Raw genomic sequence first — 23188 nt, forward strand, 5'->3', positions numbered from 1 at the left:
GCTCGTTTTTTAAGACAGGCAGCGATAAGTGTCGCCGATGTCGCGACTTCGCCAAACTTGCAGCAGGAAAACATAGTTCCCTGAGCAAGCCTCTCATCGGCTTCAGCCAGGGTTCAGCTTCTTGACTCTGTATGTGCAGTTTGGTTCAGCCCGGACGGCCCTGCAACAGCTCGCTTATCATGGCGTGCGTCGCCTGGGCGGCCTGTACGGGGGACTCCATCGGGAACAGATGGCCGCCGGGAATCTGGCGGAAGTGCGGCCCCACCAGCCGGCGCGTGGCCTCCAGCCCGGCCAGCCGGCATTCCACCGAATCGACACCGCCGACGAAGCCGATCGGCACCGGATAAGGCTGGCGCAGGACACGTCCCAGATGATGGGGAATGGTGCGATAGACCGCCGTTTCGGTCTCGCGCGAGAAGCGCAGGCGCACTCCCCCGCCGGCGTGCGGCTCCAGGCCGTGTGCCACGTAGTCACGCAGCACCTGCTGCGGCCAGGCCGCGAACAGCGCCTTGGCCGCATAGTGCTGGTAGGCCGCCTCGATATCGGGCCAGTGCTCGCGCCGCCGCGCCGACGCCACCGAGGGCGAGTAGCGGCTCTCATACTTGAACAACTTGGACAGGCGCAACACCTGCGCCCGCCAGCCCGCCACGATCGGCGAATCCAGCAGCACCACGCAGCGCACCAGCTGTGGGCGTTTGCGGGCCGCCATCAGTGACAGGATGCCGCCCATGGAATGGCCGACCAGGATCACCGGCGCGTGGTAGCTGCGCTCCAGCTCCTCGCGCAGCTCCCGCGCCAGGGTGCGCCAGCCGTCATCGACCGGAAAGCGCGGATCATGGGCATGGATGGCCAGGGCGCGCACATCGTAATGGGCACGCAACTGGTCGAAGAACATGCCATAGGTACCCGCCGGGTAACTGTTGGCATGGGCAAAATGCAGGATGGGAAGGTGCATGGAGACCGGGATGCAAGACAATGGCGGCAGCATAGCAAAACGGCCAGGGCCGCGAGCGTGCTATTTTCCCGCATCGCGAAATGCACCTCAGTGCAGGCCTAGCGGCCGTACCAGTAGCGCGCGTGCTGCTTGCGATATTGCTCCACTTGCAACTGGTCGCCCAGGGTCATGGTCAGCGCGCCGGATTCGTCGGTCCGCAGACGGCGTATGCCCAGCCGGCCATAGCGCTCGTAGACATCCGGCCTGGGATGGTTGAAGCGGTTGCGGTACCCGACCTGGAACACCGCCAGCTCCGGACGCACCGCCCGCAGGAAGGGTTCGGTGGACGAGGTGCCGCTGCCATGATGCGGCGCCAGCAGCACCGTCGAAGGCAGGCGCTCGGCCATGCGACCGTTGAGCAGTTCGTCTTCCTGCACCGCCTCGATATCTCCGGCCAGCAGCACCGACTGCCGGCCGATCTGCACCTTCAGCACGCAACTGCGCGCATTGGGACGCCATTTGTCGCTCTCATAGCTGGCTGGGGTGGGATGCAGCATGGTGAAGCCGATGCCGTCCCAGTTCCACGACTGACCCGCCTCGCAGCGCGTGGCCAGCGGTGCTACGCGCAGGATGGGGCTATCCTCCGCCAGCGACGAATACACGCTGTCCACGGCCATGTTCTTGAACAGGGACACCGCCCCGCCCGAATGATCATTGTCATTGTGCGAGATCACCACCCGATCCAGATGATCGATACCCCGCGCGCGCAGATACGGCAGGATCACCCGGGTCGCACCATCCGATTCGGCGCTGTAATAGGGACCGGTGTCATACAGCAGGCGATGGCCCGGGGTTTCCACCAGCACCGCCATGCCCTGCCCGACATCGAAGGCGGTCACCCGCATGCTGCCTTCGGCCGGTGCCACGGGGGCATTGAGCAGCAGCGGCAGCCAGCCGAACAAGCCCAGCCAGCGTACCGGCCAGCCGCGCGGCGCCAGCACCAGCAAGGTGCCGCCCAGAGCCAGGGCGAACACCCAGCCATTGGGCAAGGGCGTCTGCCAGACCGCCCACGGCATGGCACTGAGCGCCTGCAGGAGATCGGCCAGCCACACCAGCAGCAGGTGCGGCACCTGCAGCACGAACTGCGCCAGCACGGTCGGCAGCACGCTACCCACCAGCGCCAGCGGCGTGATCACCAATGACACCAGCGGAATGGCGATGGCATTGGCAATGGGACTGACCAGGGAATACTGCCCGAACAGCAGCATCGTCAGCGGCACCAGACCCAGCGTGACCACGTATTGCGCATGGCTGGCCTCCTTGATCCGCTGCACCAGCGCCGCGCCCCAGTGCTTGCTGGCCGCGGCGGCCGCCATCGCCTGCGGCGGCTGCATGCGCCCCACCGTGCCATACAGCAGCAGGGCCACCGCCCCGAACGACAGCCAGAAGCCCGGCCACATTAGTGACCACGGGTCCAGCAGCACTACCAGCGCCAGCGCCAGGCACAGCACCACCGAGACCCGCACGATGCGCCCGCGCCAGAAGGCAATGCCGACCACCACCAGCATGTAGAGCGTACGCTGCGCCGGCACGCCAAACCCGGCCAGCAACACATACAGCAAGGCCACCAGCATGCCGACGATCACCGCCACCTTCTGCGCCGGCAGGCGCAGCGGCAACTGCGCGCCAGTGAAGAAGGAGCGCCGCCACAGCCAGCTGGCCAGACCGCCGCACAAGGCTGCCAGCATGGTGATGTGCAAGCCGGAGATGGCCATCAGGTGACCGATGCCGGTGCGGTTGAAGACATTCCAGTCGGCCTGGCTGATGCCGCGCTGGTCGCCCATGACCAGCGCCGCGATCACGCCCGCATAGGGCGCATCCGGCAAGGCCTGGTCGACGCGGTCGCGCAACCAGCCACGTGCGGTATCGATCACATGCCAGGGCGTCCATACGAAGGTATCGAGACGACGATTCACCGCCGAGGCAGGCGCGGAAGCCGCTGCCGGCCGCCCAACCACATAGCCGGTGGCCCGCACGTCATCCTGCAGCAGCCACAATTCATAGTCGAAGCCATCCGGATTGGCATTGCCATGCGGACGCTTCAAGCGCACCTGCAGGCGCCAGCGCTCGCCCGGCTGCAGGTCCGGCAAGGCCAGCCGCGCCGGCGCAGCCTGTTCGCCATCCTCGGTGGGCGCCTGGTAGCGCTGGTTGCCATACCAGCTCAAGGCCAGCCGTGGCGGGATGGGCGGCTTGACCCCGCCCTGCAGCACCACCTGTTCGACATCGAAACGGAAACGCAGGCCCTGCCCCGTCGGCGAAGGCAGATCGGCCACGGTACCGATGACGGTGACGTCATGCCCTTCCCAGGCCGCTGGCAGCTCCCGATCCAGATAATAGAGTGCAAACGAAGCCGCCCACAGGAAACCCAGCCAGGCCCCACAGGTCAGCAGCAACGGCACGCGCAGGAAGGGTTGCCAGAAGCGGCGGGCGGTGAAGGCCAGCAAGCCCGCCAGCACCAGCCCGATCACATACCACTCGATGCCGGGCAACTGCGACTGCAGTTGCAGCAGGCCTGCACCCAGTGCGAAACCGATGATCAGTGCGCGCATCAGAGGCCCAGCCCGGCGTGCGCCAGCCGCGGCAGCGCGGCCTGGGCATTGGCGGTGGTGGCAGCCGCGATCTCGTGCAGCGGCATCTGGCGCAGCTCGGCCAGGACCTCGCCGATGCGCGGAATCTGGTCGGGGGTATTGATGTCGGGATGGCGCCAGGCCGGCGAGATATCGGGCGCGTCGGTCTCCAGCACGATGGACGACAACGGCAATTCGGCCGCCAGGCGACGAATCTGCAGCGAGCGCGGGAAGGTCATGGCACCGCCGAAGCCCAGGTGCAGTCCCAGCTCGACGAAGGAGCGCGCCTGCTGGTCGCTGCCGTTGAAGGCATGGGCGATGCCGCCGGGAACGCGGATGCGGCGCAGATGCTTCAAGATGATGTCCTGCGAGCGGCGCACGTGCAGCAGCACCGGCAGCTGGAAGTCACGCGCCAGCTTCAACTGTTCGGCAAAGAAGAACTCCTGCTTCTCCCGCAGCGGCGCCTCCTTCAGGGCCGGCACGAAGAAATCCAGCCCGATCTCGCCGATGCCCACGAACAGCGGGTCTTCCAGCGCACTGGCGATGGCCTCGCGCAGCACCTGCAGGTCAGCTTCCTGGGCCGTGGGCACATACAGCGGATGGATGCCCAGCGCATAGACCGCATTGCCGACTTGCCGCGCCAGGCGCCCCACCGTGTCGAAATTGACGCGCGCGATGGCCGGGATCACGATGGCCCGCACCCCAGCCTGCGCGGCCTCGTCGGCAACGGCTGGGGAACGGGCGCCGAATTCTCCGGCGTCGAGATGACAGTGCGTATCGACCCACATGGTTTGGCTGGCCTGGCGAAAAATCGGAAACCCCGCCCACGGGAGAACGCTTCCGGATGACGACACACACCACGGGGATCGCACCCTTGCCTGTCCGGCTTGCTTCCCCCGAAGCGCATTATTATTTTTACAGCAACTCCGGGACGCCCCGGAGCCAGAGACGGCAGTTTACCGTCTAAGCCACGCTTGCAGCCATTAACAATCGTAAAGAATTACCCCGCACTTCTTCGGATACACGGGTGAAACAAGTCTGAATGCGGACGTAAAAAAGGACGCGATCATTCGCGTCCTTTCTGTCCTTTGTGCCCTTCACGTCCTCCCCTGCCTCAATGGACGGAAAGGCCGGATCAGGCCGGCTGCAGCGACTTGCCCAGCTTGCGCAGGAACTGCTCGCAGCGCTCCATCTGGGCCAGCGTCACGAACTCGTTGGGCTTGTGGGCATTGCCGATGTCGCCAGGACCGCAGACGATGGTGGGGATGCCGATCTGCTGGAACAGCCCGGCTTCGGTGCCATAGGCCACCTTGCGGGTCTCGCGGTCTCCCGTGAGGGCGCGCACCAGTTCGGTGATGGCCGCCTGCTCCACCGCTTCCAGCGCCGGGCTGCCGGCGAAGTTGTCGATTTCGATGCGGGCCTCCGGGAATTCGCTGCGCATCTTCGGCAGCAGCACCTCGGCGACGTACTTGTCGATCTGGGCCTGGATGTCGGCCACGCTCATGCCCGGCAGGTTGCGGAATTCATAGGTGAATTCGCACAGCTCGGGGATGGTGTTGACCGCAATGCCGCCACGGATCTGGTTGGTGGTCATGGTGCTGAAAGGCACGTCGAAGAACTGGTCGTAGGGGCCATTGGCCTTGTAGCCATCGGCAAAGTCGCGGATGGCGCAGATCAGGCGCGCCGCATGCTCGATGGCATTGCAGCCCTGTGGCGTGAGCGAGGAGTGCGCCGACTTGCCGTGCACCTTGCAGGCGAATACGTTGATGCCCTTGTGCGCTACCACCACGTTCATGCTGGTGGGTTCACCGACCACGCAGCCGTCCACCTTGATACCGCGCTTGACGATCTCTTCCAGCATCACCGGCGCGCCGATGCAGCCGATTTCCTCGTCATAGGAAAAGGCCAGGTGGATCGGCTTGGTACGCGGCATGGCCAGGAATTCCGGCACCAGGGCCAGCGAGGTGGCGATGAAACCCTTCATGTCGCAGGTGCCGCGACCGAACAGGCTGCCATCCTTCTCGGTGATCTTGAAAGGATCGGTATCCCATTTCTGACCATCCACCGGCACCACGTCAGTGTGGCCGGAGAGCACGATGCCGCCTTCGGTGCTGCCGGCATTGGGACCAGCCGTGGCCGGCAGGGTCGCGAACAGGTTGGCCTTGGTCTGCTCCTTGTTGTGCGCCAGCCAGGAGGAGATGCCCTGCTTTTCCAGACTGTCACGCACAGTCGTGATCAGTTCCAGGTTGGAATTGCGGCTGGTGGTATCGAAGGCGACCAGGGTCTCTAGCCATTGGCGGGTATTCATGTTCACTGACTCCATGTTCCATCTGTTCAAAAGCACACCGCCGTCTTTCATGGAGACGGCGGCGGAAAACTGCAAGCTTACCCGGATTGCGTCAGCCCTGCTGCGTCACCGCACGCAGACCCAACTCCGACAGGCGCAGCACGCGCCCGCAGCGACCGGCCAGTTCGCCGTCGTGGGTGACGATGACGAAGGCCGTGCCCAGCGTGCGCGAGAGTTCGATCATCAGTTCGAAGGTGCGGTCGGCCGTGCTGCGGTCCAGGTTGCCGGTCGGCTCATCGGCCAGCACGCAGGCCGGTCGCGTGACCAGCGCGCGCGCCAGCGCCACGCGCTGACGCTCGCCACCCGAGAGCTCGCCCGGCACGTGGGTCACGCGCTGGGCCAGGCCCACCTTCTCCAGCATCTCGCGGGCCTGCTCCTGCGCCTGGGCGCGCTTGACGCGGCGGATCATCAGCGGCATGGCCACGTTGTCCAGCGCCGAGAATTCCGGCAGCAGGTGGTGGAACTGGTAGACAAAGCCCAGCGACTGGTTGCGCAGCGCGCCGCGCTCGCTCTCGCCCAGGCTGGCAAAGTCCTTGCCCTGCAGGCTGACGGTACCGGCGCTGGGGGTATCGAGCCCGCCCAGCAGGTGCAGCAGGGTCGACTTGCCGGAGCCGGAAGCGCCGACGATGGCGACCTGCTCACCGTGGTAGACATCGATATCCACATTGCCCAGCACCTTCACCGAATACTTGCCCTGGGTGAAGGTCTTGCCCAGGCCGCGTGCGGACAGCACGGCCTGGCGGTTCAGGATGGAATCATTCATAGCGCAGCGCCTCCGCCGGTTTGACGCGGGCTGCCGACCAGCTCGGGTACAGCGTGGCCAGGAAAGCCAGTACCACGGCCACGCCGCCGATGATATAGACGTCCGACCAGATGAGGTCGGAGGGCAATTCGGAAATCACATAGATACTCTTGGGCAGGAACTGCACGTGGAAGGCGTGCTCGATGGCCGGCACCAGCACATCGATGTTCAGTGCCACCGCCACCCCCAGGGCGACGCCGGCAGCGGTCCCGATCAGGCCCACCAGCGCGCCCTGGATCACGAAGATCTTCATGATGGAACCGGGCGACGCCCCCAGCGTGCGCAGGATGGCGATGTCGGCCTGCTTGTCGGTGACCGTCATCACCAGCGTGGAGACCAGATTGAAGGCCGCCACCGCGATGATCAGGGTGAGGATGATGAACATCATGCGTTTCTCGGTCTTGACGGCGGCGAACCAGTTGCTGTTCTGCTGCGACCAGTCGCGCAGGTAGAGGTCACCGCTGAGGGTGCGCGCCAGCTCCTGGGTCACCTCCGGCGCCTGCAACATGTCGCGGATGCGCAGGCGCACCCCGGTGGGCGCATCCATGCGGAACAGGGTCTCGGCGTCCTGCAGGTGGATGAAGGCCAGCGAGGAATCGAACTCGTAATGGCCAGCCTCGAAGATGCCGGTCACGGTGAACTGCTTCAGGCGCGGCAGCACTCCGGCCGGGGTCACCTGCCCTTGCGGCACGATCACGGTGATCTTGTCGCCCAGCCCGACGCGCATGCCGCGCGCCAGCTCGCTGCCGAGGACAATGTCGAATGCCCCCGGCTTCAGGGAATCGAAGCTGCCCTGCTTGATCTGGCGTGCCACGTCCGAGACCTTGGGCTCTTCTTCCGGCAGCACGCCGCGCACCAGCACGCCGCGCAGGTTGTCGTCGCGCGTCATCATGGCCTGGCCGGACACATAGGGCGCCGCACCCAGCACTTCCTTGTTCTGGAAGGTCTGCTTGGCCACGCTCTGCCAGTCCTTCATGGAGCCGGAGGCGTCGAACACCTCGATATGCGCCAGCACCGAGAGCATGCGGTCACGGACTTCCTTCTGGAAACCGTTCATCACCGACAGCACCACGATCAGTGCGGCCACGCCCAGGCCGATGCCGGCCATGGAAATGAGGGAAATAAAGGAAATGAAACTGTTGCGACCGCTGCGCTTGCCGGCCCGCGTGTAGCGGATACCGACCAGCCATTCGAACGGCAGGTTTTTAATCAGACTCAAAATTGCTCCGGGAGAGGGCCTGCAAAATGTGCCGGCGAAATCCCGTCGAAACCGGACCCGCCGCACGCCAACACGGGCGAAGACAAAGCGCGAAGTTTGCCACAGAATGGACAGCCGGCCCATCCCTGGCCCCAGTCCTTCACTTGCGCACGTTCCCGCGTGCAGGCTATAGATTCACTTCTACGGCAGAGGTTCGCGGCTTGCTGTGCAAACTGTTTCATCTCCATTGCACGCCGGCTGTTGCATCATGAACTGGTTATATATACAGTATCCACCTGTGCCCGCCCTTTAAAGGCCGCCCTGCACGGTCTCCACCTGAACTGCCCCTCACCCATGCTGCCAGATCTCACCCGAGAAGCGCCGGCGCCGGCCTCCGCGCCCACCCACTCCCAGACCGCCCACCCGAGCGCCGCTGCCGACGACGCTGCGCAGGAGCGCGATCCCTTCGCCCGCCTCAACGCCGAACAGCGCGCCGCCGTCGAGCATGGCAGCGGCCTGTCGCCATCGCAGCAGACGCCGCTGTTGATCGTGGCCGGCGCCGGTTCGGGCAAGACCAATACCCTGGCGCACCGGGTAGCGCGGCTGGTGCTGGAGGGCGCCGATCCGCAACGCATCCTGCTGCTGACCTTTTCGCGCCGCGCGGCCGGCGACATGGGCCGCCGCGTGGGCCAGGTGATCCGCCAGGTACTGGGCCTGGCCGCTGGCGATGCCCCGCCGCAACTGCCCTGGTCCGGCACCTTCCACGCCATCGGCGCGCGCCTGCTGCGCGACTACGCCAGCGTGATCGGCCTGGAAGACGACTTCACCATCCAGGATCGGGGTGACTCGGAAGACCTGATGGGCCTGCTGCGCCACGAGATGGATCTGTCTTCCACCGACAAGCGCTTTCCGCTCAAGGCCACCTGCCTGGCGATCTATTCGCGGGCCGTCAACACCCGCCAGGACCTGGCCCAGGTGCTGCAGGTCCATTTCCCCTGGTGCCGCGAGTGGGAGCGGCCACTGGGCGAACTCTTCGCCCGCTATGTGGATGCCAAGGAAGCCCAGCACGTGCTGGATTACGACGATCTGTTGCTGTTCTGGGCCGACATGCTGTCCGACCCGGAAATCGCGCAATCCGTCAGCGCCCGCTTCGACCACGTGCTGGTCGATGAATACCAGGACACCAACCGCCTGCAGGCCGAGATCCTGCAGCGCATGAAGCCCGATGGCGCCGGTGTGACCGCCGTCGGCGACGACGCCCAATCGATCTATTCCTTCCGCGGCGCCACGGTGCGCAACATCCTCGACCTGCCCTCGCTGTTCACCCAGCCGGCGCGGCTGCTGACGCTGGAACAGAACTACCGCTCCACCCAGCCTATCCTGCAGGCGTCCAATGCGGTCATCGCCGATGCCCCTGAGCGTCACTTCAAGAACCTGTGGAGTGACAAACCCTCCTCGCAGAAACCGCAGCTGGTGGTCATCCCCGATGAAGCCGAACAGGCGCGCTGGGTCGCCAACCGCATCCTGGCGCATCGCGAAGAAGGGCTGACGCTCAAGTCCCAGGCAGTGCTGTTCCGCACCGCCACCCATAGCGCCGCGCTGGAGCTGGAACTGGTCCGCCGCAACATCCCCTTCGTGAAGTTCGGCGGGCTCAAGTTCCTGGAGAGCACCCACATCAAGGACCTGCTCTCGCTGCTACGGCTGGCGCACAACCCCAGCGGCCGCATGGCCGGCCTGCGTGCCCTGCAACTGATTCCCGGGGTCGGCCCGGCCACCGCCCGCAAGGTGCTGGACCTGATGGCCGGCGCCGCCGACCCGGCCGATGCCCTGCTCAACTTCGGCGCCCCGGCCAATATCGCCCTGCAGTGGCAGGCCTTCGCCGATACCTATGCCCTGATGCGGCGCGCCAGCGCGGCCTGGCCGACCGACATCAACGCCGCCCGCGACTGGTATCTACCGCAGCTGGAACAACGCTACGAGGACGCCGACGCCCGCGCCGCCGACATCGAGCAACTGGCCGCGCTGGCCCGGGGCTATGCCTCGCGCGAGAAATTCCTCACCGAGCTGACACTGGACCCGCCCGAATCCAGCAGCGACTTTTCGGCGCCGCCCTATCGCGACGAGGATTACCTGACGCTCTCCACCATCCACTCCGCCAAGGGCCAGGAATGGCGTTCGGTGCATGTGCTGAACGTGGTGGACGGCTGCATCCCCTCCGACCTGGCCACCGGCAGCGAGGCCGAGATCGCCGAAGAGCGCCGCCTGCTCTATGTGGCCATGACCCGGGCCAAGGAATATCTGCACCTGATCGTGCCGCAACGCTTCTACATCACCCAGCAGACGGCCCAGGGCGACCGCCACGTGAACGCCATCCGCAGCCGCTTCATCACCCCGCGCATGCTGCCCCATTTCGAAGACAGCCTGTGGCTGTCGGCCGAGACCAATGGCGCCCGCACACCCATGCCCGAGAGCGTGCGCATGCTGGTGCGTCAGCGCGCCAAACAGGCCTGGAACAAGTCTTGAGCGGTTTTTTAAGGGCCTTAAGTCAGATAAGTGAAGCTTTGTGCAGGGGACGCCCAGGCCAAGCGGCCCGCCAGCCGCTAAAATAGCGCCCCATGAATCAACTCGACATCCTCGTTCCCTTCGTCCTGCCCCCGGCCGAGCTGGCCCGCGACCTGCTGCGTCAGAGCAAGGCCCCCTCCCTGGCCATGCTGCTGGGCCGTGGCAAGGCGACACCGCTGCAGTCGCACGACCCGTTTTCGCGGGCGCTGCCGCATGAACACTGGCTGGCCCGCCGCTTCGGCTTGCCGCCGCCCCCGCAGGATTCCAGCCCCGGTGCGGCCGCCGCATTGATGCAGGGCCTGGGCCACGCACCGGCCGCCGGTCACTGGTTCGTACTGCACCCGGCGCACATCCACGTGGCCCGCGACCACCTGGTGCTGACCGACATCGGCCAGCTGCAGCTGGAAGAGGAAGAATCGCAACGCCTGTTCGCCGCCGCCCTGCCGCTGTTTACCGAGATCGGCCATGAACTGGTGTATGGCGACGCCCGCACCTGGTTCATCCGTGCCGACGCCTGGGCAGGCCTGCGCACCTCTACACCGAGCGCCGCCAGCGGCCGCAATGTCGACATCTGGATGCCGGAAGGCCCGGGTGAACTGGCCTGGCGCAAGCTGCAGAACGAAGTGCAGATGCAGTGGTTCGCCGAGGCACTCAACGAGCAACGCGAAATGCGTGGCCAGAAAGCCATCAACTCCATCTGGATCTGGGGCGGCGCCGATGCCGGTGCCAGCGCGCAGCATAGCTATGGCGCCCGCTTCGGCCTGCGCGGCTGGATGCGCGCCTTCGGCGATGGCGCGCAGGCCGACCAGGCCCATGCCAATGCGCATGCCCATACCAATGCGAGCCAGGTGAACGACATCCTGCGCGGGGACGGACACCGCCTGCTGGTACTTGATGCCCTGGTCGAAGCGGCCCTGGCCGAGGAATGGGGCCTGTGGCTGCAGCACCTGGAACACCTGGACCGCGAATGGCTGGCGCCGCTGCTGGTGGCGCTGCGGGCCGATACGCTGGGGGCCGTCAACCTGGTCCTGACCGGGTCTGACCGCCTGGTCGAGGTTGCCGTCACCCGTGGCGCCTTGCGGCGCTTCTGGCGCAAGCCCTCGCTGGCGCTGCTGGCGGAGCGTTGCGCATGATCCGCGTCGCCACCCGCCCCTATCATCCCGGCCAGGCCGACCAACTCATCGCCGAAGGCGTCCACCCGGTCCTGGCGCGGGTCTATGCGGCACGCGGCCTGTCCACCGCGCGCGAACTGGCCAGCGAACTCAATGCGCTGTTCCCACCCGCCGGCCTGCTCCACATCGACGCTGCCGCCAGCTACCTGGCCGACGCCATTGCCGCCGGCAAGAAGCTGGTGATCGTGGCCGACTATGACTGCGACGGCGCCACTGCTTGCGCGGTCGGCCTGCGCGGGCTGCGCCTGCTGGGCGCGCAGGTGGACTACATCGTGCCCAATCGCTTCGAATACGGTTACGGGCTCACCCCCGAAATCGTCGAACTGACGGTGCGCGAAAAGAACCCCGACATCATCGTCACCGTCGACAACGGCATCGCCAGCATCGACGGCGTGGCCGAAGCCAAGCGGCGCGGCATCGACGTGGTGGTGACCGATCACCACCTGCCCGGCGATGCCCTGCCGGACGCGCGCGTGATCGTCAATCCGAACCAGCCGCAATGCGGCTTCCCCAGCAAAAACCTGGCTGGCGTGGGCGTGATGTTCTACGTGCTGCTGGCGCTGCGCGCCGAGATGCGCAAGCGTGGGCTCTTCGATGCACAGACCCAGCCGCGCCTGGACACCCTGCTGGACCTGGTGGCCCTGGGCACGGTGGCCGACGTGGTCAAGCTGGACGCCAACAACCGCATCCTGGTGGCCCAGGGCTTGAAGCGCATGCGCAGCGGCAAGATGCATCCGGGCATAGCCGCACTGTTTCGTGCGGCCGGGCGCGAAGCCCGCCGCGCCACCCCCTTCGACCTAGGCTTTGCCGTGGGGCCGCGCCTGAATGCGGCAGGTCGCCTGGCCGACATGGCACTGGGCATCGAATGCCTGACCACCGACGACGAAGGCCGGGCCTGGGCGATCGCCCAGCAACTGGACGCCATCAACCGCGAGCGGCGCGACATCGAAGCCGGCATGCAGGACACCGCCCTCTTGCTGCTGGACGACTTCAACCCGGCCGACCGCCGCACCATTGCTGTTTTCGATGCGTCCTGGCACCAGGGCGTGATCGGCATCGTGGCCTCGCGCCTGAAGGACAAGTTCTATCGTCCCACCATCACCTTCGCGCCCGGCGACAAAGGTTTCATCAAGGGCTCGGGCCGGTCGATTGCAGGCTTCCACCTGCGCGACGCGCTGGACCTGGTGTCCAAGCACGCACCTTCGGTGATGACCAAGTTCGGCGGCCACGCCATGGCGGCCGGCCTGACCCTCCATGCCGAGGCCTTCGACGCCTTCGCCGACGCCTTCGAGGCCGTGGGCCGCGACTGGCTCACGCAGAACCAGCTGGAGCGTGTCATCGAAACCGATGGGGTGCTGGAGGATGCCTATTATTCGGTGGAATTCATCAGCCTGATGGACCAGCAGGTCTGGGGCCAGGGCTTTGCGCCACCGGTCTTCTGCGATCACTTCCGGGTGCTCAACCAGCGCATCCTCAAGGAGAAGCACCTCAAGCTGCAACTGGAGAAAAACGGCCGCAAGTACGACGCCATCTGGTTCGGCCACACCGACGCTTTGCCCGACCACGCCCAGGTGGCGTTCCGGCTGGATGCCAACGAGTACAACGGCAAGACCACCGTGCAACTGATGGTCGAACACGCCGAGCCAGCCTGATCGTCTCGCCCCCTGCCCCAATGGGCGCAAAGCCTTGCCCCGCAAGGATTGCAGCAGGGAAACAGGACATCAAGAAGGGAACAAAAAAAAGCCAACATTGTGGCGTTGCAGTGGCACAATGTTGGCTTGGAGCGACTTTCAGCCTGCCAAACGGAAGGGCTAGAGACCGCTCCAGACAATAACAACAAGACCAACCCGATGATGATCAAGCGCATTCACTGCAGCCTGGTGACCCGTCTCACCCTGTTCGGACTCTTGCTGATTCTGGTGAGTGCGGTCTTGCGCTACAACATCCTGATCGGCTTCCTCGAAAAGGAGCAGGCCCAGGTCGCCGCCGACCAGCAAAGCACCATTGCCAGCTACCTGGCGCAGGACATCGGTTATCGCGTGCAGGAACGTGCCAGCTATCTGGAACGCCTGGCCAGCCACTTTCCCAGCGCACTGTTGGGCGACCGCGCCGCCATGCGCAGCTGGCTGCAGGATCACCAGCAACTGCTTCCGCTGTTCGCACAGGGCCTGTTCGTGGCCGACGGCAATGGCACCATCGTGGTCGACTACCCGACCCTGGATGGCCGGCGCGCGCTATCCCTGACCAACTACCCCGATTACGAGCGCGTGCTGCAGGGTGCGACCGTTCTGTGTCCGCCCCTGAACAGCCCTGCCAGCGGCAAACCCATCATCGCCATTCTCACGCCGCTGCGCGACGCCAGCGGCCGCATCGTGGGCGTGCTGGGCGGTAGCAGCGAACTCAATGCACCGGGCTTCCTGGACCATCTGCAACAGGCACGGCTGGGACCGACCGGCAGTTTCCTGCTGGTGTCGCCGCAGCAGAGGATGATCATCGCCTCCAGCGACGAGGCCCTGGTATTGACTCAGCTGCCGTCGGCCGGCCGGGACGAATTGATGGACCAGGCCCTGGCGGGCTACCGGGGCAATGGCGTGGGCATCGCGGCCAATGGTGTCAACGAGATCAAGGCCTTTGCCTCGGTGCCGGGCACGCCCTGGCTGGTGGCGGTGACCATGCCGCTGGCCGCAGCCTTGCCCACGGTAGAGCGCACCCGCGCCCTGATTGCACGCGGTGGCGTGATACAGGGGGTCATGGTCGTGTTGCTGCTGGTGCTGGCTTACCTGTGGTTCTTCCGCCCGCTGCGACGGGCCGCCGCCCTGGCCGATCGCATGACGCGCGGCGAGCTGCCACTGTCGCCGCTGCCGGTCGAACGGCGCGATGAGGTAGGCCACCTGACCATGGCCTTCAACGGCCTGCTCTCGCGGCTCAAGCTGCACCAGGCCGAACTGCAGCATCAGGCCCACCACGATGTACTCACTGGCTTGCCCAACCGCATGATGCTGGCCGAGCGCATGGAAGCCGCGCTCACCCATGCCTGCCGCGAACGCAACGGCGTGGCCCTGCTGTTCCTGGATCTGGACGGCTTCAAACCGATCAACGACACCCTCGGCCACAAGGCCGGCGACCTGGTGCTGCAGGAGGTCACCCGGCGCCTGCACCAGGTGGCAAGGCACGGCGATACGCTGGCGCGGGTGGGGGGCGATGAATTCGTGCTGCTGATCACCGATCTCGGCGAGCCGTATGAACATGGCGCGCAGGTGCTGGCCGAAAAGTGCATCAAGGCAGTCTCCGAACCGCTGCACCTGGCGCAGGGCGAGTACCGGCTCGGCGTATCGGTAGGGATCGCGGTCTGCGACGGCAGTTGCGACGCCGACAGCCTGCTGCAGGCCGCCGACAAGGCCATGTATGCCGCCAAGGGCAATGGGCGCGGCTGCTACGTGATCGCGCCGGCGCGCGCGATCGGCCCGGAGACGGACCTCAGCGCACCGGGAGGAACTGCAGGAACGACCCGCCCAGCAGGTTCTGCACATAGCTGATGCCGGCCCGGCGGTAACGCTCAGTGCTGAATTCGGCCATCAGGTCCAGGCGCCCGACGATCTTGCCGAACTCCCGCTCGAAACTGAGGTTGCGCACTTCCCCGCCGATTTCGTCGGAGAGCAGCAACGGCGCACCGCTAGCGTTGCGCCGGCTGGCCAGCACCCAGGCGGCGATTTCGACGTTGCGGGCGGCGTTGTAGAGATGCTGGGCATCCAGCCCGTCGACCAGGAAGAACTCGATCTTGTTGCCATGGGCGACGATGATCATGTCAGCGGTGGCATCGATGAAGGCCGCCACCCTATCCCCCTTGAAGTCCGGCGCCAAGGCCAGCGTCATGGCAGCGATGTCGCGTTTGCCCTGCAGTTCCGGCCAGGGCTGGCGCTGTTCGATGGCGTCACGCACCTTCTTTTCGGCCTCTTCCCGGGTGGTCGCCGTCTTCTTCCATTCGGCCGGGTTGCGCCGATACAGCTTGGACATCAGCAGATACAGGCTATCCAGATTGGCGCGCATGGCCAGGGTGGCCACGCGATTGCTGTCGGACTGGCCCATCTCGCGCGAGCTGGCCTCGGCCCCCTTGACCTGGCCGTGCGGCGCGGGAGAGCTGGCGCAGGCCGCCAGCAAGGCGGCACAGGGAAGCAACAGGGGAAGCAGCGTTGTTCTTGTCATCGGCGGGCAGGACGAAACGAGCTGGTAGGACCGATCCTAGCAGATTGCGTTCCGTGCCGGCCCGCCGCGACGGCGGACCCCGCCTCAGCTCCTGGCCGAGTACGGCAGACCGGTCAAGTAACCGACAGTGGCGCCGAAGCGGTCCTTGTAGTTGGCCCGCACCAGCGCATCGAGCTTGTCCTTGACCTTGTCGTGCAAGCCCTTCTCCCAGTCACCGGCGTGCTGGAAGTTGCTCATGACATAGGTCCAGCCATTGATTTCATCGACCGCATGCAGGCCGGTCGATTCGGCCCCTGCCGGGCAGGACAACACGCGGGTGAGCGCCTTGGTATCGACGTTGTAGGCCCACAGGAAGTTGTTGACGTGCATGCCGCTGTCTTCGCCGATGAAGAGCGTGCGCAGCTTCTCGGAGAACTTGATGTTGTCCGGATTGGCGATGTGTTCCTGATCGGCCAGGTTGCCCAGGGCATCCGGGGTCTTCAGGTCCACGCCCACCAGCGCCGCCGGCGGGGCCATGTCGATGGCCACCCATTCGCTGTCGATCACATTGCCGCCGGCATCGCGCTGGCCGCCGCGCAGGTTCAGCGCATACACGGCACCGGCCTTGGGGCCTTCGACCTTGATGTGGCCGGAGCCGTTGAGCATCGAGGTCTGGACATAGGACATGGCCGAATAGGCGATCTTGTCGCGGGCATTGACGGTGGTGCCTTCCATCTTGGTGAAGCCCAGGCTGCCACCGGCCAGAGCGGCGTAGCGGTGGGTTTCCAGGAAGGCGGCAGCCTTCTGCATGCCCGGCTTGACGCGCACCCAGTTGAACTTGCCGTTGAAAGGAATCCTGGAGAAGGAGCCGTCGGCCGGGTCGGTGGTGCGGATATCCATGATGTCGGAAGCCTTGTAGCGCTCGGCCATGGCCTTGACTTCGGCACTGGTGGCGCTGCCCAGGCGTACCCAGGACAGCTTGCCGGCACCCGGACCGACACCCGAGACCTGCTCCCAGCGCGCCACATAGAGCGTACCGGAGGACAGGTCGGCGGCGCGATCGGCGATGAACATGAACAGACCGCCGTTGGTGGCATCGTCGCCCATCAGGACGGTGCGCTGGTCCGGCATGACCTGCACCAGTTCGTGCGAGATGCGACCCAGGCAGTAGTGTTTCTTGATGGAACCGGTGCCGTCGGGGTTGACCGTCACTTCCGGCAGATGGCCGTAGTGGTAGGGATTGGCGCGGTTTTCATCACCGTACAGATTCTTGCTGAAGGTCTTGAATTGCGGGTTGGAGGCAATGGCCGATGCGTCCGGTTCATATTCTTCCGACGACAGGTGCGTATTCCAGGGCGACAGGCTGGCGCCGCAGGTGATCCACAGGCCATTGACCTGGGAGGTGTCGACGTTGTGGTATTGCACCAGCGACAGCTTGCCCGAGGACGGGTCCTGGTCCAGCGTGAGCACGGCGATGGGCGAAGGCAACTGGCCATACATGGCAGCCTGCTTCTGGTCGCGGGTGGTGTATTCGAATTGCACCACGGCAAACACCGCATTGCCCTTCACGCCGGGCACCTTGGCGCCCGGCACGGTCAGCAGCGACGAGCCGTCCGGGCAGTCCGAGAAGAACTGGCGTTCACGGCCGGGCAGCGAGCGGTCGATGATGGGCTGGTTGTTGATGTCCAGATAACCGCCGGCCAGGATGCTGCCACCACGGCCGTCCGGCACCATGTCGCCGGTCATGAAGAAGGGCTGATAGGCCAGCTTGTAGCTTTGCTTGCTGCCATCGGCAAACGTTACCTCCAGGGCCGAACCAACGGTGGTGGAGGCCATGGCGGCCGGATTGTCCAGGGTGGGTGCCGGCATGCCGGTAAAACGCGCCGAGGCGAAGGGCTTGCCGGCACCGGGCGTGGCGCATGCCGCCAGCAGGGCCGAGGCCGACAGGCCACCGGCCAGCGGCAGCAGCGGCGCGGCTGTCATGGCCTTCAACAGGCTGCGGCGACCGGCTTGCGGCTGGTCGACGGTGGAAGGGAGGGACGTGGCGGCAGGCTGTCTCATCGAAGATTCTCCGGTAGGGGCTGGCAGGTATCGGGCAGCGCCGTGCGCCACCGTCAGGTTTTTGTCAGTAAAACAAGCGCGCCGATGGTAGCGAGCGAAAATGACAGGCGCGTGACGGGGATGAAACTCGCTTGCTCCTCTTGTATAATGTGAGGTTTGATCGCAAAAGAACCCATCATGGAAGCAGAACGCCTCAATTCCCTCCAATCCCTGCTCGACGACCTGGCCACCCGCGCCACCGAGCTACGGAGGTATCTTTGACTTCGATGTAAAGTCGGAGAAACTCGAGCAAGTCAACGCCGAACTGGAAGACCCCAACGTCTGGAACGACCAGAAGCGGGCCCAGGACCTCGGCAAGGAAAAGAAATCGCTGGAAGCGATCGTCCACACTCTCATCAAGATCGACAGCGAGTTGAACGATGCCCGCGACCTCTTCGAGATGGCGCGCGAGGAAAAGGACGAGGACACCATCGTCGCCATCGAGGCCGATGCCGAGAACCTGAAGAAGCTGGTGGAAGAGATGGAATTCCGCCGCATGTTCAGCGGCCCCATGGACGCCAACAACTGCTTCATCGACATCCAGGCCGGCGCCGGCGGTACCGAAGCCCAGGACTGGGCCTCCATGCTGCTGCGCCAGTATCTGCGCTATTGCGAGCGCAAGGGCTTCAAGGCCGAGATCATGGAACAGTCCGACGGTGAAGTGGCCGGCATCAAGACCGCCACCATCAAGGTCGAGGGCGACTACGCCTATGGCTTCCTGCGTACCGAGACCGGCGTGCACCGCCTGGTGCGCAAGTCGCCGTTCGACTCGTCCAATGGCCGCCATACCTCGTTCTCCAGCCTCTTCGTCTACCCTGAGGTGGATGATTCCTTCGAGATCGAGATCAACCCGGCCGACGTGCGCGTCGATACCTACCGCGCCTCCGGCGCCGGTGGTCAGCACATCAACAAGACCGACTCCGCCGTGCGCCTGACGCACGCCCCGTCGGGCATCGTCGTGCAATGCCAGAACGACCGCAGCCAGCACCGCAACCGTGCCGAAGCCTGGGACATGCTGCGCGCCAAGCTGTTCGAACTGGAACTGCGCAAGCGCATGAGCGAGCAGCAGAAGCTGGAAGACTCCAAGACCGACGTCGGGTGGGGCCACCAGATCCGTTCCTATGTGCTGGACCAGTCCCGCATCAAGGACCTGCGCACCAACTTCGAAACCGGCAACACCAAGGCCGTGCTCGATGGCGACATCGACGACTTCATCGCAGCCTCGCTGAAACAGGGCGTCTGATCCACGCCGGCCGCGCAGTCCTTGCGCGGCCGGTTGCTGACTGAGCTACCGTTCAAACCTCAAGAATTCCAACCATGACCACGCAAAACACCCCCGCCGCCCAGCCGGCAGCCGACGAGAACAGCATCATCGCCGAGCGCCGCGCCAAGCTGGCCGCCATCCGCGAGCAGGGTATCGCCTTCCCCAACGATTTCCGCCCGGCCAACAATGCCGCGGATCTGCACGCGCAATACGACGGCTTCGAGAACGAAGCGCTGGAAGCCGAACCGGTGACCGTCACCGTGGCCGGCCGCATGATGTTGAAGCGGGTCATGGGCAAGGCGGCCTTCGCCACCCTGCAGGATGCCTCTGGCGTGCGCGCCGATGGCCGCATCCAGCTCTACGTGACCCGTGACGTCACCGGCGAAGAAGCCATGGCCGCCTTCAAGCATTACGACCTGGGCGACATCCTGGGTGCCGAAGGCACGCTGTTCAAGACCAAGACCGGCGAGCTGTCGGTCAAGGTCACCAAGTTGAAGTTGATCACCAAGTCGCTGCGCCCGCTGCCCGACAAGTTCCACGGCCTGGCCGATCAGGAAATGAAGTACCGCCAGCGCTACGTCGACCTGATCATGAGCGAGGAGACCCGCCGTACCTTCAAGGCCCGTACTGCCGCGATGTCGTCGATCCGCCGCTTCATGGAAACCAACGGTTTCATGGAAGTGGAAACTCCGATGCTGCACCCGATCCCGGGCGGCGCCGCGGCCAAGCCCTTCATCACCCACCACAACGCGCTGGACATGCAGATGTTCATGCGCATCGCCCCCGAGCTGTACTTGAAGCGCCTGGTGGTGGGCGGTTTCGAGCGCGTCTTCGAGATCAACCGCAACTTCCGCAATGAAGGCGTCTCGCCGCGTCACAACCCTGAATTCACGATGATGGAGTTCTACGCCGCCTACGTGGATTACCAGTGGCTGATGGGCTTCACCGAACAGGTGATCCGCCAGGCCGCCATCGATGCCCACGGCACCGCCGTGCTGACCTACCAGGGCCGCGAGCTGGACCTGTCCAAGCCCTTCGACCGCCTGACCATCACCGGTGCCATCCTCAAGTACGCACCCAACTACACCGCCGAGCAACTGGCCGACATCGACTTCCTGCGCACCGAACTGAAGAAGTTCGGCGTCAAGACCGACCAGGCCCCGCTGGCCGGCGCCGGCATCGGCGCTCTGCAACTGGCGCTGTTCGAAGAGACCGCCGAGTCGCAGCTGTGGAACCCGACCTACATCATCGACTACCCGGTCGAAGTCTCGCCGCTGGCGCGCGCATCGGACACGGTGGCCGGCATTACCGAGCGCTTCGAACTGTTCATCACCGGTCGTGAAATTGCGAACGGTTTTTCCGAGTTGAACGACGCCGAAGACCAGGCCGCCCGCTTCCAGGCCCAGGTGGCCGCCAAGGATGCCGGCGACGAGGAAGCCATGTACTACGACGCCGACTACATCCGCGCCCTGGAATACGGCATGCCCCCGGCCGGCGGCTGCGGCATCGGCATCGACCGTCTGATGATGCTGATCACCGATTCGCCCAATATCCGTGACGTGATCCTGTTCCCGCACCTGCGTCGCGAAGACTGATCGCCGAGGATTGAAGCCTGTCGGCTGACACCCCGCATTGACGTCCAGGGGACGGCGACATCGCCGTCCCCTTTCCATTTCTGCCTCACAGGCATCCTGCCCGCCTGCTGCTGCCGCACTCCCCTGGCTTGCTCCCCTCCCCGCGCCCATCTTCCCTTTCCGCTGCGCTCCTGTGTGGCGCGATGGCTGTTGTCATCCCGCAAACCCGCCTCCCGGGCCGTTTTTGCCACATTACAAGTTTTTACAACTGACACAGAATCGGGATTTTTTTTGGCCGATGACCACTCCATAATCCAGTCATCCAATCTTCAACGACAACAGAACAACTACAGAGGTCATCATGGAAACCAACAACACACAACCCCTGAATACCGGCAACAACGCCGTCGCCAAGACATCCTCCGGCCGCCTGCATCCGCTGATGGCTGGCGCCGCCGTGGCCGTGATCCTGGTCAGCCTCATCGGCGTGGCCGCCATGACCGGCCTGCTGCCCAACTCCAAGAGCGAGAATTCCCCGCAGCAACTGGCGGCGCTGGATCAGAACGCGCAAGCCCCCGGCGCACCCGCCAATGCCCTGACCGCACAGCAGCAAGCCCAGCGCGCCCCGTCCTATCAACCGCAGCAATCGGCCTATCCGACCCAGGCTGCAGCGCCCGCAGTACAGCGCGCCCCGGCGATCTGCAATAGCTGCGGTGAAGTGGTCGGCGTGCGCGCCGTGCGCCATGCCGCCCCCACCAGCGGCGTCGGCATCGCCGGTGGTGCCGTGGTCGGCGGCCTGCTGGGTAATCAGATCGGCGGCGGTACCGGTCGTACCCTGGCCACCATCGCCGGCGCGGTCGGCGGTGGCTATGCCGGCAATGAAGTGGAAAAGAACGTGCGCGCCACCACCAGCTATGTGGTCGACGTGCGCATGGAAAACGGCAAGACCCGCAGCTTCCCCCAGAGCAATGAAAACTGGCGCGTCGGCGACCAGGTACGCGTGGTCAACGGCCATCTGGAAGGTCGCGGCTGATCCGACTCCCCTGATCACTCCGTCTCATCAGCCAGCCCTTCGCACTCCGGTGCGAGGGGCTTTTTCTTGTCGGTCAAAAACCTGCACCTTCGTACATTTGCCAACTATTGTTGCCCATTGGAAAATAATAGTGAACCAAAAGGCAAGTGTTGTGCACCAACAGCAGTGTTATGACGTTAACGTGTCATGATTCGGAAATATTCCTGCCGGTTGGCAAGACCTGGCTCCCCTCAGCCGGCACAGTAAGAATGTTCTTGATAAACGCTGGAAACATTTGGCGCCGGCAGTTAGACTTCCGCAAAAACTTACCGCCAGGATGGCAGCGGAATTGGTACTCGGGAAAACAGAACGCGACAAGCGTCGGCCCGCTTACTCGTATTGAACGGGGGGCGAACGATTCGCCAAGACGCGCCAGACCGGCGCGAATGCGTTTGAAGATTTATGGACTCACAGTCATCCACCGACAGCAGCACGCTGGTCTCCGAGGCCCGCAACGATGACCGCCACGGCGGTCCCCACAAGGATCATGCGGTCATCCTGCTGCATGGCCTGTGCGGTTCCCAGCTCGAAATGGGCTCGATCCCCAAGCAGCTCAAGAAAGCCGGCTGCACCGTCATCCCGCTGACCATCGACAACTACTCCGCCGCGCTGACCAATCCGCGCGTCTCACCCGACTGGGAAGCCTGGTGCGCCGTGGTCGAAAGCCGCGTGGCCCGGCTCAAGGAAGAATTCAGGACGGTCTCGCTGTGCGGCCTTTCCATGGGCGCCACGCTAGCCCTGGCGGTGGCCGCCCGCAGCAAGGACCTGCTTTCCGTGGTGCTGCTCTCGCCGGTGCTGCAATACGACGGCTGGTCGGTGCCCTGGTACTGGAAGCTATTGACCGTGGTCTATGAGATGGGCTTTCGCAACTGGTCCTACAAGGAAAGCGAACCCTACGGCATCAAGAACTACGAGATGCGCCGCCGCGTCGCCGCCGCCCTGGAAAAGGATGGCGTGGCCGCCGTCGGCGCCGCTTCCATCCCGGCCCGCCACCTGCGCGCCGCGCTGCGCATGATCGCCTTCGTGCGCAAATCGCTGCCGTTGGTGCGTACCGACACCCTGATCATCCATTCCATCGACGACGAAACCGCTTCCCCGCGCAATGCCGAGGTGATCCTGCAACACATCAATGCCGAGGTCCGCAAGGTGATCTGGCTGGGCGATTGCTATCACATCATCACCGTGGACAATGAGCGCGAAATCGTTACCAACGAGACCGTGATGTTCATCAAGCGCAGCATCGAGATCCACGGCAACGAACTGAGCCGCAAGTACCTGGGCCATTCCTCGCCGCTCAAGGATCGCCGTCACTAGGGCCTGCTGCGCCGATACAACAGGGCTGACCTTGCCTTGA

The 23188-nt window shown here is 64.8% G+C and carries 16 protein-coding genes; 8 read left to right on the top strand and 8 right to left on the bottom strand.

Annotated features, from left to right (window positions below; all coding sequences use genetic code 11):
* Window positions 1–145: 145 nt before the first annotated feature.
* The 6 genes from HWE04_RS04840 to HWE04_RS04865 all read right to left on the bottom strand — a co-directional run bounded on the left by HWE04_RS04840 (window position 146) and on the right by HWE04_RS04865 (window position 7929).
* Window positions 146–955, bottom strand: coding sequence for an alpha/beta fold hydrolase (locus HWE04_RS04840; protein ID WP_241811681.1), 810 nt, complete (start codon window positions 953–955; stop codon window positions 146–148).
* 98 nt (window positions 956–1053) lie between these two features.
* On the bottom strand, window positions 1054–3543 hold the full coding sequence (locus HWE04_RS04845) for a DNA internalization-related competence protein ComEC/Rec2 (protein ID WP_241811682.1): 2490 nt from the start codon (window positions 3541–3543) through the stop codon (window positions 1054–1056).
* On the bottom strand, window positions 3543–4349 hold the full coding sequence (locus tag HWE04_RS04850; RefSeq protein WP_241811683.1) for a TatD family hydrolase: 807 nt from the start codon (window positions 4347–4349) through the stop codon (window positions 3543–3545). Before HWE04_RS04850 ends, HWE04_RS04845 begins: the two co-directional genes overlap by 1 nt.
* Before the next feature lie 347 nt (window positions 4350–4696).
* Window positions 4697–5869, bottom strand: a complete 1173-nt coding sequence (gene argE / locus HWE04_RS04855) for an acetylornithine deacetylase (RefSeq protein ID WP_077236873.1) — start codon at window positions 5867–5869, stop codon at window positions 4697–4699.
* Between the two features lie 91 nt (window positions 5870–5960).
* On the bottom strand, window positions 5961–6671 hold the full coding sequence (gene lolD, locus HWE04_RS04860; protein ID WP_006464016.1) for a lipoprotein-releasing ABC transporter ATP-binding protein LolD: 711 nt from the start codon (window positions 6669–6671) through the stop codon (window positions 5961–5963).
* Window positions 6664–7929: a lipoprotein-releasing ABC transporter permease subunit gene (locus tag HWE04_RS04865; protein ID WP_102662073.1), complete on the bottom strand. Its 1266-nt coding sequence runs from the start codon at window positions 7927–7929 to the stop codon at window positions 6664–6666. Before HWE04_RS04865 ends, lolD begins: the two co-directional genes overlap by 8 nt.
* Window positions 7930–8262: 333 nt before the next feature.
* On the opposite strand from HWE04_RS04865, the gene HWE04_RS04870 reads away from it, so the two are divergent.
* From HWE04_RS04870 to HWE04_RS04885, 4 genes are all read left to right on the top strand, one after another.
* Entirely contained in the window at window positions 8263–10431 is a 2169-nt protein-coding gene (locus HWE04_RS04870; RefSeq protein WP_241811684.1) for an ATP-dependent helicase, read from the top strand.
* A gap of 92 nt (window positions 10432–10523) precedes the next feature.
* Window positions 10524–11603, top strand: coding sequence for a hypothetical protein (locus HWE04_RS04875; protein WP_241811685.1), 1080 nt, complete (start codon window positions 10524–10526; stop codon window positions 11601–11603).
* The gene (recJ, locus tag HWE04_RS04880) at window positions 11600–13294 is read left to right on the top strand and encodes a single-stranded-DNA-specific exonuclease RecJ (RefSeq protein WP_241811686.1); all 1695 of its coding nucleotides are present in this window, start codon (window positions 11600–11602) and stop codon (window positions 13292–13294) included. The genes HWE04_RS04875 and recJ overlap by 4 nt, the downstream gene beginning before the upstream one ends.
* 198 nt (window positions 13295–13492) lie before the next feature.
* On the top strand, window positions 13493–15178 hold the full coding sequence (locus HWE04_RS04885) for a diguanylate cyclase domain-containing protein (RefSeq protein WP_077236754.1): 1686 nt from the start codon (window positions 13493–13495) through the stop codon (window positions 15176–15178).
* Here HWE04_RS04885 and HWE04_RS04890 read toward each other — a convergent pair.
* Both HWE04_RS04890 and HWE04_RS04895 read right to left on the bottom strand, forming a co-directional pair.
* Window positions 15120–15845, bottom strand: a complete 726-nt coding sequence (locus HWE04_RS04890) for a hypothetical protein (RefSeq protein ID WP_077236753.1) — start codon at window positions 15843–15845, stop codon at window positions 15120–15122. The genes HWE04_RS04885 and HWE04_RS04890 overlap by 59 nt on opposite strands.
* An 84-nt stretch (window positions 15846–15929) precedes the next feature.
* Entirely contained in the window at window positions 15930–17885 is a 1956-nt protein-coding gene (locus tag HWE04_RS04895) for a PhoX family protein (RefSeq protein WP_241811687.1), read from the bottom strand.
* A 177-nt stretch (window positions 17886–18062) separates the two neighbouring features.
* On the opposite strand from HWE04_RS04895, the gene prfB reads away from it, so the two are divergent.
* From prfB to HWE04_RS04915, 4 genes are all read left to right on the top strand, one after another.
* A protein-coding gene (gene prfB / locus HWE04_RS04900) for a peptide chain release factor 2 (RefSeq protein ID WP_241811688.1) occupies window positions 18063–19167 on the top strand; the annotation gives its coding sequence in 2 pieces (ribosomal slippage) (window positions 18063–18143 and window positions 18145–19167; 1104 coding nt in all).
* Between the two features lie 74 nt (window positions 19168–19241).
* The gene (gene lysS, locus HWE04_RS04905) at window positions 19242–20783 is read left to right on the top strand and encodes a lysine--tRNA ligase (protein ID WP_241811689.1); all 1542 of its coding nucleotides are present in this window, start codon (window positions 19242–19244) and stop codon (window positions 20781–20783) included.
* Window positions 20784–21123: 340 nt separating this feature from the next.
* Complete coding sequence (locus HWE04_RS04910; RefSeq protein ID WP_006464027.1) at window positions 21124–21795, top strand: glycine zipper 2TM domain-containing protein; 672 nt, start codon at window positions 21124–21126, stop codon at window positions 21793–21795.
* 441 nt (window positions 21796–22236) lie between these two features.
* Window positions 22237–23148: an alpha/beta hydrolase gene (locus HWE04_RS04915; RefSeq protein WP_006464028.1), complete on the top strand. Its 912-nt coding sequence runs from the start codon at window positions 22237–22239 to the stop codon at window positions 23146–23148.
* Window positions 23149–23188 lie beyond the last annotated feature (40 nt).

This window comes from Herbaspirillum sp. C7C2, from assembly GCF_022627865.1.
GTDB lineage: Bacteria > Pseudomonadota > Gammaproteobacteria > Burkholderiales > Burkholderiaceae_D > Herbaspirillum > Herbaspirillum frisingense.

Coding starts and splice junctions, on each gene's coding strand:
- HWE04_RS04840 (WP_241811681.1), bottom strand. CDS start 955: ATGCACCTTCCCATCCTGCATTTTGCCCATGCCAACAGTTACCCGGCG.
- HWE04_RS04845 (WP_241811682.1), bottom strand. CDS start 3,543: ATGCGCGCACTGATCATCGGTTTCGCACTGGGTGCAGGCCTGCTGCAA.
- HWE04_RS04850 (WP_241811683.1), bottom strand. CDS start 4,349: ATGTGGGTCGATACGCACTGTCATCTCGACGCCGGAGAATTCGGCGCC.
- argE (WP_077236873.1), bottom strand. CDS start 5,869: ATGAATACCCGCCAATGGCTAGAGACCCTGGTCGCCTTCGATACCACC.
- lolD (WP_006464016.1), bottom strand. CDS start 6,671: ATGAATGATTCCATCCTGAACCGCCAGGCCGTGCTGTCCGCACGCGGC.
- HWE04_RS04870 (WP_241811684.1), top strand. CDS start 8,263: ATGCTGCCAGATCTCACCCGAGAAGCGCCGGCGCCGGCCTCCGCGCCC.
- HWE04_RS04875 (WP_241811685.1), top strand. CDS start 10,524: ATGAATCAACTCGACATCCTCGTTCCCTTCGTCCTGCCCCCGGCCGAG.
- recJ (WP_241811686.1), top strand. CDS start 11,600: ATGATCCGCGTCGCCACCCGCCCCTATCATCCCGGCCAGGCCGACCAA.
- HWE04_RS04885 (WP_077236754.1), top strand. CDS start 13,493: ATGATGATCAAGCGCATTCACTGCAGCCTGGTGACCCGTCTCACCCTG.
- HWE04_RS04890 (WP_077236753.1), bottom strand. CDS start 15,845: ATGACAAGAACAACGCTGCTTCCCCTGTTGCTTCCCTGTGCCGCCTTG.
- HWE04_RS04895 (WP_241811687.1), bottom strand. CDS start 17,885: ATGAGACAGCCTGCCGCCACGTCCCTCCCTTCCACCGTCGACCAGCCG.
- lysS (WP_241811689.1), top strand. CDS start 19,242: ATGACCACGCAAAACACCCCCGCCGCCCAGCCGGCAGCCGACGAGAAC.
- HWE04_RS04910 (WP_006464027.1), top strand. CDS start 21,124: ATGGAAACCAACAACACACAACCCCTGAATACCGGCAACAACGCCGTC.
- HWE04_RS04915 (WP_006464028.1), top strand. CDS start 22,237: ATGGACTCACAGTCATCCACCGACAGCAGCACGCTGGTCTCCGAGGCC.